Annotated in this window: 11 protein-coding genes; 5 read left to right on the forward strand and 6 right to left on the reverse strand. The window is 71.2% G+C overall.

Annotation, left to right across the window (positions count from 1 at the left end; genetic code table 11):
* Positions 1–23: 23 nt before the first annotated feature.
* On the forward strand, positions 24–1,085 hold the full coding sequence (locus tag ACZ5VQ_RS44050) for a hypothetical protein (RefSeq protein WP_469109918.1): 1,062 nt from the start codon (positions 24–26) through the stop codon (positions 1,083–1,085).
* Positions 1,086–1,441: 356 nt separating this feature from the next.
* Here the strand turns inward: ACZ5VQ_RS44050 and ACZ5VQ_RS44055 are convergent, their stop codons facing one another.
* A complete protein-coding gene (locus tag ACZ5VQ_RS44055; RefSeq protein ID WP_469109919.1) occupies positions 1,442–2,617 on the reverse strand; it encodes a serine hydrolase domain-containing protein in 1,176 nt (391 codons plus the stop codon).
* Positions 2,618–2,737: 120 nt separating this feature from the next.
* Positions 2,738–2,926, reverse strand: coding sequence for a hypothetical protein (locus ACZ5VQ_RS44060; protein WP_469109920.1), 189 nt, complete (start codon positions 2,924–2,926; stop codon positions 2,738–2,740).
* A gap of 273 nt (positions 2,927–3,199) precedes the next feature.
* Here ACZ5VQ_RS44060 and ACZ5VQ_RS44065 point away from each other — a divergent pair, with 273 nt between their 5' ends.
* Positions 3,200–4,369 carry a sensor histidine kinase gene (locus ACZ5VQ_RS44065; protein ID WP_469109921.1) on the forward strand — a complete coding sequence of 390 codons (1,170 nt, stop codon included), beginning with the start codon at positions 3,200–3,202 and terminating at the stop codon, positions 4,367–4,369.
* On the forward strand, positions 4,357–5,001 hold the full coding sequence (locus tag ACZ5VQ_RS44070) for a response regulator transcription factor (RefSeq protein WP_469109922.1): 645 nt from the start codon (positions 4,357–4,359) through the stop codon (positions 4,999–5,001). Before ACZ5VQ_RS44065 ends, ACZ5VQ_RS44070 begins: the two co-directional genes overlap by 13 nt.
* Positions 5,002–5,038: 37 nt before the next feature.
* On the opposite strand, the gene ACZ5VQ_RS44075 is transcribed toward ACZ5VQ_RS44070, so the two are convergent.
* The 4 genes from ACZ5VQ_RS44075 to ACZ5VQ_RS44090 form a co-directional block, all read right to left on the reverse strand.
* Positions 5,039–6,799, reverse strand: a complete 1,761-nt coding sequence (locus ACZ5VQ_RS44075; RefSeq protein ID WP_469109923.1) for a TIGR03767 family metallophosphoesterase — start codon at positions 6,797–6,799, stop codon at positions 5,039–5,041.
* Positions 6,800–7,102: 303 nt separating this feature from the next.
* Positions 7,103–7,582 carry an NUDIX hydrolase gene (locus ACZ5VQ_RS44080; protein ID WP_469109924.1) on the reverse strand — a complete coding sequence of 160 codons (480 nt, stop codon included), beginning with the start codon at positions 7,580–7,582 and terminating at the stop codon, positions 7,103–7,105.
* 9 nt (positions 7,583–7,591) lie between these two features.
* Positions 7,592–8,473, reverse strand: a complete 882-nt coding sequence (locus ACZ5VQ_RS44085) for a pyridoxamine 5'-phosphate oxidase family protein (RefSeq protein ID WP_469109925.1) — start codon at positions 8,471–8,473, stop codon at positions 7,592–7,594.
* A gap of 140 nt (positions 8,474–8,613) precedes the next feature.
* Positions 8,614–9,069: a VOC family protein gene (locus ACZ5VQ_RS44090; protein WP_469109926.1), complete on the reverse strand. Its 456-nt coding sequence runs from the start codon at positions 9,067–9,069 to the stop codon at positions 8,614–8,616.
* 149 nt (positions 9,070–9,218) lie between these two features.
* On the opposite strand from ACZ5VQ_RS44090, the gene ACZ5VQ_RS44095 reads away from it, so the two are divergent.
* Both ACZ5VQ_RS44095 and ACZ5VQ_RS44100 read left to right on the forward strand, forming a co-directional pair.
* Complete coding sequence (locus ACZ5VQ_RS44095) at positions 9,219–9,758, forward strand: CGNR zinc finger domain-containing protein (RefSeq protein ID WP_469109927.1); 540 nt, start codon at positions 9,219–9,221, stop codon at positions 9,756–9,758.
* Positions 9,759–9,961: 203 nt separating this feature from the next.
* Positions 9,962–13,267 (forward strand): S8 family serine peptidase, encoded by a 3,306-nt coding sequence (locus tag ACZ5VQ_RS44100; protein WP_469109928.1) that lies wholly within the window; start codon positions 9,962–9,964, stop codon positions 13,265–13,267.
* Positions 13,268–13,384 lie beyond the last annotated feature (117 nt).

A 13,384-nucleotide genomic window follows, 5' to 3' on the forward strand; every position in this document is an offset into this window, starting at 1 on the left:
GGGGGGCGGGAAATCCTCGGGTCATGAACCACAACACCCCGCTCTCCCCCCGGCCCCTCCGCCACCTGTCCGAAGTTCAGCTCCGTGTCCTGACCACCGCCCAGTTGCGCTCGCAGGGCGTGAGCCCCGCCGACATCAACGCGCAGTGCAGGCCGGGCGGCACCTGGCAGCAGCTTCTGCCGGGCGTGTACCTGCTCCGTCCGGGCCCGGCCACCAGCGAGGAGCGGCTGCACGCGGTTCTCCTGTACGCGGCCCGCTCCCCCGCCGCCGAACCGGCGGTCCCCGCCCAGCCCGGCGCGGGCGAGCCGCACGCCCCGCAGCGGTACACCGACGCGATGATCACCGGCCTGGCGGCGCTGGCCCTGCACCGCTTCTCCTCGGCGCCCCCGCTTCTCTCCCTGGACCGCATCGACGTTCTCGTCCCGCGCCTGCGCCGGCTGCGTTCGACGGGCTGCGTCCGTATCGTCCGTACGCCGGGCATGCCGGAACCCCAGCAGATCACCGGCATCCCGGTGGCCCCCGTCCCGCGCGCTCTGGCCGACGCGGTCGCCGACCTCGCGGACGCGGGTGTCGTACGCCGGCTGCTGACCGAGGCCGTACGCGGCGGGCACTGCGAACCGGCCGCCGTGGTGAAGGAGTTGACGCAGGCGCGGCTGCTGAGCCGCCCGCACGTCGTGGACGCCGTCGACTCGCTGCTCGCCGAGGGGCGGGCCATCGCGGAGGACCACCTCTACCGCATGGTCCACGAGCACGGTCTGCCGGACCCGGTCTGGAACGTGGACCTCCGCCTGCCCGGCGGCCCGCACCTCGGCGGCCTCGACGCGTACTGGCCCGACCACGCCGTCGCCCTCGAACTCGACACCCGCGCGCCCCGCCAAGGCCATCGGCAGGACGACGACGCCATGTGGTCCGAGTACGCCCGCAAGCGCGAGCACCTGGAGCGGCTCGGTATCACGGTCGTCCACATCACCCCGAAGAAGCTCCGGGACTCGATGGAACAGCAGGCAACGGTCGTACGTACGGCCCTGATGGCTTCAGCGGACCGCGACCCGGCCGCGTATGTAGTGGTGCTGCCCCGGTCGTGACGGACCGGGACGGCGTCAGGAGGGGAGTGAAGGGGCGGACCCCCGAGAGACCGGGGGGGGCCCGCCCCTTCACGCGCGGTCGGGGGCGGCGGCCTCCAGCTCGGCGATGTTGCCCGACCCAGGAACCGCCCATGGAGCACTCCGTCGCCCATATGGTCGGCTGGGCTGCTGGGTGAACTCCGAGCTCTTGACTTCTCCCCCTCGTGAACGAGGAGGATTCTCATGGCTCGCGCTGTGAGGATCTCCGCTTCGTCGCCGACTGCCCGCCCGGAATTCTCCGTTGAGGTCTTACACGGTTCCCGGGAACGGGTGAGCGGCCTGTGCGCGCCCACCCGGCCCACCGTCCGTCCGGGCGGTTACCCGGCGCAGAACTCCGCCTCGATCACCGCCTCGCTGTCCCCCGACCAGTCGCCGTTGAAGTTGAAGGCGAGGGAGTGGCGGCCGTCCGCCGTCGTGACGGCCTCCGAGTTCGAGCCGTGGATGCCGCCGCCGTGGCCCCAGACGACGACACCGCAGCTCAGCTTGCGTTCGATGAGACCGAGGCCGTAGCCGGCGTTCGGGATCGCGTCGACCTTGATGGTGGTCTTCATCTCGGTGAGCTGCTTCTTCGGCAGCAGCTTGCCCCGCAGCAGCGCCGAGTAGAAGCGGTTGAGGTCGCCCGAGTCGGAGATCATCTCGCCCGCCGCGGAGGCGAGGGAGGGGTTGAGTTCCGTGACGTCGTAGGTCGGGCCCGTCGCCGTCTCAGCGAGCTTGCCGTAGGCCCGGCTGCTGGGGCGGGGCACGTGCGGGTTCGTGCCGGGGACCGTGGTGGCGTTCAGGCCGAGCGGCTCGATGATGCGCTGCCTGACCTCGTCCCCGTACGCGTGGCCCGTGGCCTTCTCGATGACCATCCCGGCCAGTACGTAGTTGGTGTTGGAGTAGTTCCAGGAGGTGCCCGGCTCGAAGTCCGGCTTGTGGGCCGTGGCGATCTTCACGAGCTGCGCGGGCGACAGCCGGTCGAAGCGGTGCTCGAAGAAGCCGTCCTTCAGGAAGTAGGTCCGGCCGAAGTCCTCGTCGTCGGTGTAGTTGAAGATGCCGCTGGTGTGGTTGAGGAGCTGGCGGAGGGTGACTTTGCTGCCGTCGTGGCCGTTTCCGCGGACCACGCCCGGCAGCCACGTCTCCACCTTGTCGTCGAGCGAGAGCCGTCCCTCCGCCTCCAGTTGGAGCAGCACCGTCGACACGAACGTCTTGGTGATGCTGCCGACGCGGTAACGGTCGGCGGCCGAGCGCGGCTTGTTCGTCTTGAGGTTGCCGACGCCCGAAGTGCCCTTCCAGGTCCCGTACTTGTCCTTGACCTGCCCGGCCACACCGGGGACGCCGTCCTGCACGGCGGCATCCATCGCCCGCTGGGTCGCGCCGTGGTCTCTGAGTGGGGCCGGGGCCGGGGCCGAGGAGGAGGCCGGGGAGGCCATGGCCACCGGAGCCGTGAGCGAGGCCGCAACCAGTGCGACCGCGGTCGTCAGTCCGAGGCGCAGCGTGCGGGATGCAGTCATGTCGTCGTGTCCCATCCGTCGTGTCCGTCGTGGTGAACCGACGGGAGGGACCCGGTGGCATGTCGTACGGGTTGCCTGCGACTGCGGCGGTTGAGCGGGTTTCGGCCCTTCTGGAGCAGCTCAGGCGTGCTGCCCCTGTCCGCGCCCCTTGAGGAGGCTCAGGCCCGCCCCGAGGGAGACGACGCCCATGCCGACGGCCGTCATGACGCCCTGCGAACCGTCCACGACCAAGGGCGCGGCCGCGGCGACGACGAGGTTGAACAGGAACAGGAACCACAGGACCGGCTTCGAGGAGAGCAGCGCCTTCATGGGGAGTTTCCTTTCGGGTGGGGGAGCTGAGAACTCCCGCGACAGGCCGAGTTCGGCTGGGATCAACTGAGATCAACGATCCCGGGATCAGCCCGCCGCCACGAGGGAGCGCCCTCCCGAACCGGAGGTGTAGCGGGCTACACCACGGGCGGGCCGGCAGGTAGGCGCCGCAGGTCGGCAGCGAGGTGGCCGCAGGTCAAGGGAAGGTGTCCGCTGGTCAAAGGAAGCCGGCCACGCGTCCGCACGTGCGCCCGTTCGCCTACTCTGATCGCCATGCGGAAGACAGTCTTGGAGGCCGCGCGGGCCACACGTCAGCTCGCGCCTGCCGCCGTGCTGTCCTTCGGCTCGTACCTCTTCGTCACGGTCCTGCTGATCGGGGCCATCGGCGCGGTCAGCGTGGTCGCCATCGGGCTGCTGCCCGAGACGGTGCTGCTGGTGCGCCGGATCGCCGGGGCCAAGCGGCGCATGGTGGCCGCGTGGACGGGCCAGGAGATCCCCGAGGCCTACCAGCCCGTCGAGGGCACGGTGCGCGAGCGGGTGCGTACGGCCGTCCGCGATCCGGGCACGTTCACCGATCTGCGCTGGATGGTCGCCTACTACGCCTACGGCTGCCTGCCGTATCTGGCGATCCCGCTGTGGCCGCTCGGCCTGCTCGTCGACGGTGTGTGGTGCGGGCTGCTGCGCCGCGAGGCCGTCGTGCTGCCGTTGATCGGCCGGCTCGCGGACCTCGACGCCAAGTGGTCGACCGCCCTGCTCAAGCCCTCCCCCAAGGCGGAGCTCGCCGTGCGGGTCGAGGAGCTGACCGAGACCCGGGCCGGCGCGATCGCCGCGCACGGCGCCGAGCTGCGGCGCATCGAGCGGGACCTGCACGACGGCACACAGGCCCGGCTGGTCTCCCTGTCGATGCGGATCGGGCTGGCCAAGCGGGCGTACGACCGTGATCCCGAGGCCGCGCGCAGGCTCCTCGACGACGCCCAGGACCAGGCCGAGGAGGCCCTGACCGAACTGCGGCACGTCGTACGGGGCATCCACCCGCCGATCCTCACCGACCGCGGTCTGGCCGGCGCGGTCCGGGCACTGGCCGCGAGCAGCGGCCTGGACGTGGCCGTGACCGTGGACGGCCTGGAGGACGCAGACAGCGAGCGGGACGGGGCGCGGGCCCCGGCGGCGGTCGAGGCCGCCGCGTACTTCGTCGTCGCCGAGTCGCTGACGAACGCCGCGAAGCACAGCGGTGCGGAGCGGGCCGAGGTCCGCCTCGTCCGCGTGGACAGGGGGCTGCGGGTGACCGTACGGGACGAGGGCCGGGGCGGCGCCGACGAGGCAGGCGGTTCCGGGCTGCTCGGAATGCAGCGCCGCGTCGCCGCGCTCGACGGGACCCTTCGGCTGACCAGCCCCGCCGGGGGCCCGACCGTGATCGAAGTGGAGCTGCCGTGCGTGTGGTGATCGCCGAGGACAACGCCCTGTTGCGGGAGGGGCTCGTCCTGCTGCTCACCTCCTCCGGGCACGAGGTGGTGGCCGTCGCGGGCAGCGGGCCCGAGGTGCTGCCCGCGCTGCTCGAACACCGCCCCGATGTCGCCGTGCTCGACGTCCGGATGCCTCCCGGTTTCCGCGACGAGGGGCTGCGCGCGGCGCTCGCGGCCCGCAAGGAGATCCCCGGGCTGCCGGTGCTCGTGCTCTCGCAGTACGTCGAGGAGTCGTACGCCGCGGAGTTGCTCGGCGGTGGGGCGAGCGGGGTCGGCTATCTGCTCAAGGACCGGGTGGGGCGGGTCGACGAGTTCCTGGACGCGCTTGAGCGGGTCGCGTCCGGGGGGACCGCGTTGGACCCCGAGGTGGTGTCGGAGCTGCTGGTGCGGCGGCGGGACTCGCCGCTCGATTCACTCACGCCTCGTGAGCGTGAGGTTCTCCAGCTGATGGCTGAGGGGCATGACAACACGACGATCGCCAAGGCGCTTGCCGTGACCGAGCGGTCTGTCAGCAAGCACATCGGGAATGTGTTCTTGAAGCTGGGGTTGCCGCCGAGTGACAGTGGGCATCGGCGGGTGCTTGCGGTGCTGGCTTACCTGAACAACTCGTGAGTGCCCCGCCGGGAGGATCGCGCAGAGGGCGAATCGCTCAGCCCTTCTTCAGTACCAGCTCCGTGTTGCGGTCGCCCGGCTCGCCGCTCAGGTCCGTGCGGGCGCCCGGGGCGTTGAAGGAGAGTTCCCGGTAGAGGGCGGCGAGGCCCGTCTGGGTGAGGTCGGCGAAGTCCGTGCCGTGCGGGGCGCCGGACTCGATGAGCGTGGTGAACAGGGAGACCGTGCCGTCGTGGTTGTCGACGATCTCGATCACCCGGGCGAGCTGCGGGAAGTCGATGTGGGAGGCGGTGGAGACCTCCCAGAAGGAACGGCCGTCCGGGGCGGAGTGCGGGGTGATCTTGTTCTTGTGGCTGTGGCCGTTCACCCAGGCCAGTACCGAGCGGTAGCTGCCGAGGAGGGCGAGCACCTCGTCGCCGCCGTGCCGCCGCTCGCCCGGGTGGGCCGGGTCCTCACGGAGGTTGCGCATCGACTTGCTGGTGTGGTGGCTGAACACGACGACGTGTTCCTTGTTCTTCTCGGCCGCCTTCAGCGTGCGCTCCAGCCACCGCAGTTGGGCGGTGCCGAGCGAGCCCTCGTAGTGGCCGCCCGGGTCGGTGCTGTCGAGGCTGACTCCGAGCAGGCCGTCGGCGATGCGGAAGGTGTAGTACTGCGTCTTCGCGGCGAGGTTCGCCTGCGAGTAGCCGTGCCCGATGGGACCGGCTCCGGTGTGCGCGGGGTCGAGGTGCGCCTGGAGGTACTCGGCGGGGGTGAAGGGGGCGCGGCCCTCGTCCGGGGTGACCGAACGCATCTTCCCTGCCTGGGACTTGAGCATCGCCTTGAAGGCCGCGCCCTTGGGGTCGCCGCCCTTCCTGACGTTGTTCCAGATGGCGACGCCCTCCGACTCGTCGAGGGTCATCAGCTTCCTGCCGCCGACCGCGAAGTCGGTGAAGAAGGAGTCGCCGGGCGCGTAGCAGCCGCCGGGCAGGGAGTCGTGGTTGCCGACCGTGGAGTACCAGGGCAGATTGAGGCCGGGGCTGCGCAGTTCGCGGATCGCGGCGGCGAGGAAACCGTCGATGCGCGGGAAGCCGAGCTGCTTGTCGGCGTCGCGCAGGGCCGCGTCGGGCTGCCAGTACAGCTTGAGGTCGCTGTTCTGGACGCCCTCGTAGCGGTTCGGGTCACCGGAGTTGGGGGTGATCCGGCCGCCGCTCATCACCTTGAGGAACCAGTCCAGTTCCGTCTTGGCGTTGTTGTCGGTGTTGTCGCCGGTGGTCATCACGAAGTGCAGCGGCGAGCCGGTGACGGGGGCGCCGCGCAGCGCGTTGACCCGCTCCACGAGCGAGACCGCGCCGGGTACGGACAGGGCCTCCTGGGGGCGCCAGGCACTGGCGGTCTGGGAGCGCAGGTACTCGTACCGCAGCGGGTACTGTACGTCGACCAGGTGCAGGTCGGTGAACTGCACGAACGCGGCGAGCGCGGTACGCCGTTCGCCCCGGCCGGCCTTGGGTGCGGCCAGGTCGCCGCGGACGACGCGCGACCAGGCGGGCCCGTCGCCGAGCCGCCGGTACCCGGAGCCGCCGCGCGGGACCGCGACCGTCGAGAGGGTGGTGCCGCGGGTGTACGGAGCCAGCGGCGCGGCCGGCGCCGGGCGGGAGACCGCGAGGGGCTGCCCCTGGGTCGAGGCGGTGTGCGCGGCGGCCTCGCCGGAACCGGGCCGCAGCGCGAGGCCGATGCCCGCGGAGAGGGACACCGCCCCTGTTGCGGCCAGGAAGGCGCGGCGGTCACGAACAGTGGCGGTGGCGACAGAGCGTATGCGCGACATGGCGCGATCTCCCCGGGTCCGAACGCGTCAGCAGTGGTCGCGGGCGGTTCGCTCACGCGAACTGCCCGCTCATACTGGATCGTTGGCACCAGGGATGACCTGCGCGTTAACTCGACAGCAACGGGCAGCGCCGATCACCGTACGTGGATCTTGGTTACCCTCCGCGTCCACCGACTCCTGTCCGAACCGAGGGGAGGCGGTCACTCCATGTTCACCTGGCTGGGTACGTGCACGCTCCGCGGGGGGGGGCCGGTCATGAACCTGCGGGTCCGCTTCGGCTGGTCGCGCAGTTCCCCGCGCCCCTTACGGGGCAGGGGGCGTTCGGTGCTCGGGGATTCCCGTGACCCGTCCCTCCGCCGGTCGTTCCCGCCAGAGTGTGAGGCCGACGTCGACGAGGCCGACCCGGTCCAGGGCGGGCACCTCGTCGAGGGGGTGCCAGGCCGCCAGGTCGGTGGAGCCGTCGGTCTCGTGGCGCAGTTCGCCACCGGTGACGCCGACCTCGTAGACGATCCGCAGGCCCTGGAAGTCGGTGGCGGGCCCGAGGCGGCGCGCATGGGTGCGCCGGACGGAGTCGACGCCCAGCAGCGCGAGGGGCTCGACCGTGTACCCGGTCTCCTCCTCGGCCTCCCGGATCACGGTGTCGTACGGGTCCTCGCCGTGGTCCATGCCGCCGCCGGGCAGCGTCCAGGGCCTGGTGCCGTTCTTCTCCACCAGACGCGCGAGGAGTATCCGATCGTCCCGCACGCATACGGCGTAGGCCGCCACCCTCAACTCCTTGTGCATGCACAGACGTTAATACGGCAGCGACGGGTTCGCCGGTGAGTACTCGGGCGGCGACCAGCGCAGCGGGCTCGCCGCGGGCGTGTCCACGACGGCCTCGACGGTGAAGCGGACGGTGCGGGTGCCGTCGGGGGCGAACTCCGTGCGGGCCGTGCCGGAGACCTGGAGGGCCGCGCCCGTCTCCCAGTCGAGGAAGAGGAGTCCGGCGCGCGGGTCGGCGGCGAGGTTGCCGAGCGTGAGGAACATCGAGTTGCCCGGGTAGTCGCGCCAGCTCAGCTCGGACGGCGAAGTGACGTGCACGAAGCCGGGGTTGCCGCCGCGGTGGCTGGCATCGGCGCCGTCCCCGTGCACGGTGGCGAGGAAGAAGGTGTCGGCGGCGCGGACGAACTCCCTCTGGGCCGCGTCGAGTTCACTGCCGCGCCGCGGCTCGCCAGGAGTGCGGGCGACCGCCTCGTACGACTCCCGCTTCTGGAGGTACTTGGGGCAGTTGGAGAAGACCTGGTCGGCCTCGACCGCCAGGCCGCGGGGCGTGGGCCGGGAGCGGCCGTTGAGCCGCATGCGGCGGCGGGTGCGCGGGTCGAGCGCGATGGTGCCGACCGGGGTCCCGGCGACGGCGAGCGCCGCGGTGAGCGGGTCGCCCTCGCGCGGGCCGCCCTCGACCGAGATCTGCCGCGGACCGGTGGCCCGTACGAACCCGGGCTCGCCGGTGACCGGGGAGGCCCACACCCAGCCGCCGTCCGGGTCGGCGGCGCCCAGCACGAGCATCGGCTGGAGCTCCAGGAAGGCGGCGGCCACCGGTCGCAGCCCCTCCCCGATCGACCGTCCGACGTGGTCGGCGAGATCACGCACGCCGACCCGGTCCTGCACGGCACGCGAGCCGGAGTGGTAGGTCACGGTGTCCTCCTCGACGACGAAGCGGCGGTCACGACTGGGGCGGGGCCAGGGGTGAGGGCTGGGGCGGGGCCAGGGGTGAGGGCGGGGGCTGGGTCCGGGCTGGGTCAGGGTCGGCTCCCGCCGGCCCGGCCCGCTCAGGGCTAGAAGAAGCCGCAGGTAGGAGCCTCGCCCGACGGGGCCGGTGCCCCCTCGACGCCGTGGGCCGTGGAGATCTCCAGGCGGGTGCCGTCCGGGTCGTGGAAGAAGATGCCCCCGGACGCGGCGCCCTCCCGATGGGCGACGACTCCCTCGTGGGCGAACTCCACGCCATGGGCGCGCAGCGCCGTCTCGTACGCCCTGACCTGCTCGACCGTGTCGGCCTCCAGGGCCAGGTGGTGCAGCCCCGCGCCGGTCGCCGTGTATCCGTGATCGGCCTGCTGCCACAGCGTGAGCGCGGGGCGGCCGTCCTCGCCGAGGAACGCGTACCGCCGGTCCTCCTCCTTGCCCTCGGCGATCACCGGGAAGCCGAGGACGTCCCGGTAGAAGGCGAGCGAGCGGTCGAGATCCGTGACATTCAGGCCGGTGTGGCCGATGCGCAGTGCGGCGGTCGTCGACATGGCACTCCCTTGCGTCGAGCCCGGCATGGGCTAACCGTTGTAAATGACTTTAGGAGTTAGAATCGGCGAACGTCAACCGGTCACATACTCTTGACCGGTTAGCAGGGGCCGGTTGGTGCACCCCGGCCGGGGAAGCAGGGAGCCGCCAGATGTCCGTCGCCGCCCGTGATCCACGTCCGCTCACCGGGGAGCCGCTCTCGCTGGACCTGCTCAACACGCGGTGGATGCACGACGGCGTGGCCCAGGACCTGCTGGCGGACACCGAGGGGCTCGCGGTGTGGCTGGCCGCCAACGCGCTGGACTTCACGGCCGACGCGGCGACCCTGCGCCACGCCCTGACGGCACGGGACGCGCTGCGGGCCGCCGTGGACGGATCCCTCGCGGAGGGCGCGGGCGGCGTCGACGCCGTACTCGCGCACGGGCGGATCCGGGCGACCCTGACGGCCGCGGGGCCGGGCGAGGAGGCCGAGTTCCGCGACCCGTCCTGGGGACCGGCCTGGCTCGCGGCCCGCGACTACCTGGAACTGCTGTCCACCGCCCCCGACCGCATCCGGCACTGCGCCCACGAGGCGTGCATCCTGCACTTCTTCGACACCTCGCGGAACGGCACCCGCCGCTGGTGCTCGATGGCCGCCTGCGGCAACCGCGCGAAGGCGTCCCGCCACTACGCGCGCACGCGAGAGGGCTGAGCCCTCTCGGGAATGTCCGGCCATACGCCGCTATGCCCGCGGTGGCGTATGGCGGAAGTACGCCATGGGCACTTCACGCCACGGTCAACCCTCCCCAAACATCCATCACTTGGGTAAAGCTGAGCGGTCATCCGGGTTCACATACCGGACTGGGGCGATCGTTCCGATCGTCAACGGACTTTCCTTTACCTACAAGGATGCTGATGACCCCCAACCCTCAGCGAGCTCCGATCACCGGCGCGAGACGCGCGGCGCGCATAGCCGTGGCCGCCGGTCTCGTGGCCGCACTCTCCGCGGCGGGGCCGATACCCATGGCCTTCTCCGCGGACGACCCGGGCACGCCCGTCGACACGTCGGTCAAGTCCGCGAGCGGCAAGCTCGGTTCGGACGACGCCGACCTCCTCGCCGAGGCCGAGGCCGGCGGCGACAAGAACGTCACGATGATGGTCGCCACCGCGCCGGGGCAGACCGAGCAGGTCGCGGACCAGCTGGACGCGGTGAAGGGCGGCTCCGTGGGCCGTACCTACGACAAGCTCGGCTACGTCCGCGCCACCGTCCCGACCGCCAAGGCCGACGCGGCCATCAAGGCGGCCGCCAAGCTCTCCTCCGTGCACGGCATCGACCTGCGCCAGGAGATCGCGCTGGACGACCCGACGCCGTCCGCCGACACCGCCAAGGGTGCCGAGAAGGCCCCGACGGCCGGCGCCTACCCGGCCCCCGGCAAGAACACCCCCGCCGAGAACCCGTACAACCCGTCCTTCGAGACGGGTGCCGTCGACTTCGTGAAGAAGAACCCGAAGGCGGACGGCCGGGGCATCACCATCGGTGTCCTGGACTCCGGTGTGGACCTGGCGCACCCGGCACTGCAGAAGACCACCACCGGCGAGCGCAAGATCGTCGACTGGGTGACGTCCACCGACCCGATCATCGACGGCGACGCGTCCTGGCGCGCGATGCTGACCTCGGTGTCCGGGCCCACGTTCACCTTCAGCGGCAAGACCTGGACCGCGCCCGCGGGCAGCTACCAGGTGAACCTCTTCCGCGAGTCCGCGACCGCCGGCGGCGACGCGGCCGGCGACGTGAACCGCGACGGCGACACCACCGACGCCTGGGGTGTCCTGTACGACGCGGCGGCCGGCACGGTCCGTGTCGACTCCAACGGCAACAGCGACTTCACCGACGACGCGCCGATGAAGCCGTACAAGGACGGCTACCAGATCGGCTACTTCGGTACCGACAACCCGGCCACCGACGTGGTCGAGCGCCAGCCGTTCGTCGTGGAGATCCGCAAGGACGTCCCGATGGACCCGCTGGGCGGCGACTGGGTCGGTCAGAAGCGCGACTTCGTCAACATCGGCCTGATATCGAGCGAGCACGGCACGCACGTCGCCGGCATCACCGCCGCGAACGGGCTGTTCGGCGGCAAGATGAACGGTGCCGCGCCCGGTGCGAAGGTCGTCTCCTCCCGCGCCTGCCTCTTCGGCCCCAGCTGCACCAACGTCGCGCTCACCGAGGGCATGATCGACCTCGTCGCCAACCGTGGCGTCGACATCGTCAACATGTCCATCGGCGGCCTCCCGGCGCTGAACGACGGCAACAACGCGCGCGCCGAGCTCTACACCCGCCTGATCGACACCTACGGCGTCGAGCTGGTCATCTCGGCCGGCAACTCGGGCCCCGGCGCCAACACGATCGGCGACCCCGGCCTGGCCGACAAGGTCATCTCGGTCGGCGCGTCCATCTCCAAGGAGACCTGGGCCTCCAACTACGGCTCGGCCGTGGAGAAGAAGTACGCGATGCTGCCCTTCTCCTCGCGCGGCCCGCGTGAGGACGGCGGCTTCACGCCGACGCTGACCGCACCCGGTGCCTCCATCAACACCACGCAGACCTGGCTGCCCGGCGGCCCGGTCGCCGAGGCGGGCTACTCCCTGCCGGCCGGCTACTCGATGCTGCAGGGCACCTCGATGGCGTCCCCGCAGGCCGCGGGCGCGTCCGCGCTGCTGCTGAGCGCCGCGAAGCAGAAGAACATCGACCTGACGCCCGCCAAGCTGCGCACCGCGCTCACCTCGACCGCGGACCACATCAGCGGCACGCAGGCGTACGCGGAGGGCGCGGGCCTCGTCAACGTCCCGGACGCCTGGGACTCGATCCGTGACGGCGCCACCGCCCACGAGTACACGGTGAAGGCCCCGGTCGACACCGCGATCGACTTCGCGCTCAAGACCCCGGGCTTCGGCACGGGCCTCTACGACCGCGAGGGCGGCCTCAAGGTCGGCCAGAAGAAGACCTACGACGTCACCATCACCCGTACGACCGGTGCCGACCGCGCGATCCGGCACGAGCTGCACCTGGAGAACAACCGGGACGACACGTTCAAGATCGTCGGCAGCGACGAGGTGTCCCTGCCGCTGAACAAGCCGGTGACGGTGAAGGTCGCGGCCAAGGCCGAGAACTCCGGTCTCAGCAGCGCGATCCTGGAGGTCGACGACCCGAAGACCGAGGGCATCGACAAGCAGGTCCTCACCACGGTCGTGGTCTCCGCCCCGCTGAAGTACACCTACTCGGCGTCCGGCACGGTCCAGCGCAACTCCAGCAAGTCGTACTTCGTGACCGTCCCCGAGGGTGCCAAGGCCCTTGAGGTCGCGATCGGCGGGCTGAAGGACAAGAGCCAGACCCGGTTCATCGCCATCCACCCGTACGGCGTTCCGGTCGACAACACCTCGACGCCGTTCTGCTACAACAACTACCTCGACGGCAACGGCTGCAAGCCCGACGTGCGTTCGTACGCCGACCCGCAGCCCGGTGTCTGGGAGATCGAGGTCGAGTCGCGCCGTACGTCGCCGGTGCTCGACAACCCGTACAAGCTGAACGTCGAGGTGCTCGGCGCCGACTTCGACCCGGCGGTCGTGACCGTCCCCGAGGCCAAGGTCGGCACGCCGGCCCCGGTTTCCTGGAAGGTGACGAACAAGCTCGTCCCGGTCGACGGTTCGCTGAAGGGCGGCCCGCTCGGCTCCTCCAAGAACGCGCGGCCGACCATCGCCGACGGCGCCACGGACACCACCACGGTGGACGTGCCCGCGGGCGCCGGTTCGCTCGACGTCACCATCGGCAACGTCTCGGACGCCGCGGCGGACCTCGACCTGACCGTCTACGACGCGCAGGGCAACCAGGTCGGCCAGTCCGCGGACGGCGACTCCGAGGAGTCCGTCTCCGTCCCGTCGCCCGCCGCCGGCACGTACACCATCGAGGTCGTCGGCTACGCGATCCCGGCGGGCTCCACGGCGTACGACTACCTCGACGTGTACTTCGCGCCTTCGCTGGGCGAGGTCCAGGTCGACTCGACGCCCGTGAAGCTCGGCACCGGGGGCACCGCCTCGGTCGAGGCGAAGGTCGTCGCGAACGCGGCGCCGCCGGAGGGCCGGACGTTCTTCGGGCGCGCGCAGCTCGTGAACGCCCGGGGCACGGTCGCCGGTACCGGCAGCGTGCTGATCGAGAAGGTCACGCCGTAGCTCACGCCGTAGCTTTCGTGACGCTCTGAACGGCTTGCTCTCTGTACGGCTTGCTCTCTGTACGAGAAGGGCGGGCGCCCGGTCCCACCGGGCGCCCGCCCTTCTCGTCGTCCGCCG

This window comes from Streptomyces sp. NPDC033178, assembly GCF_055577685.1.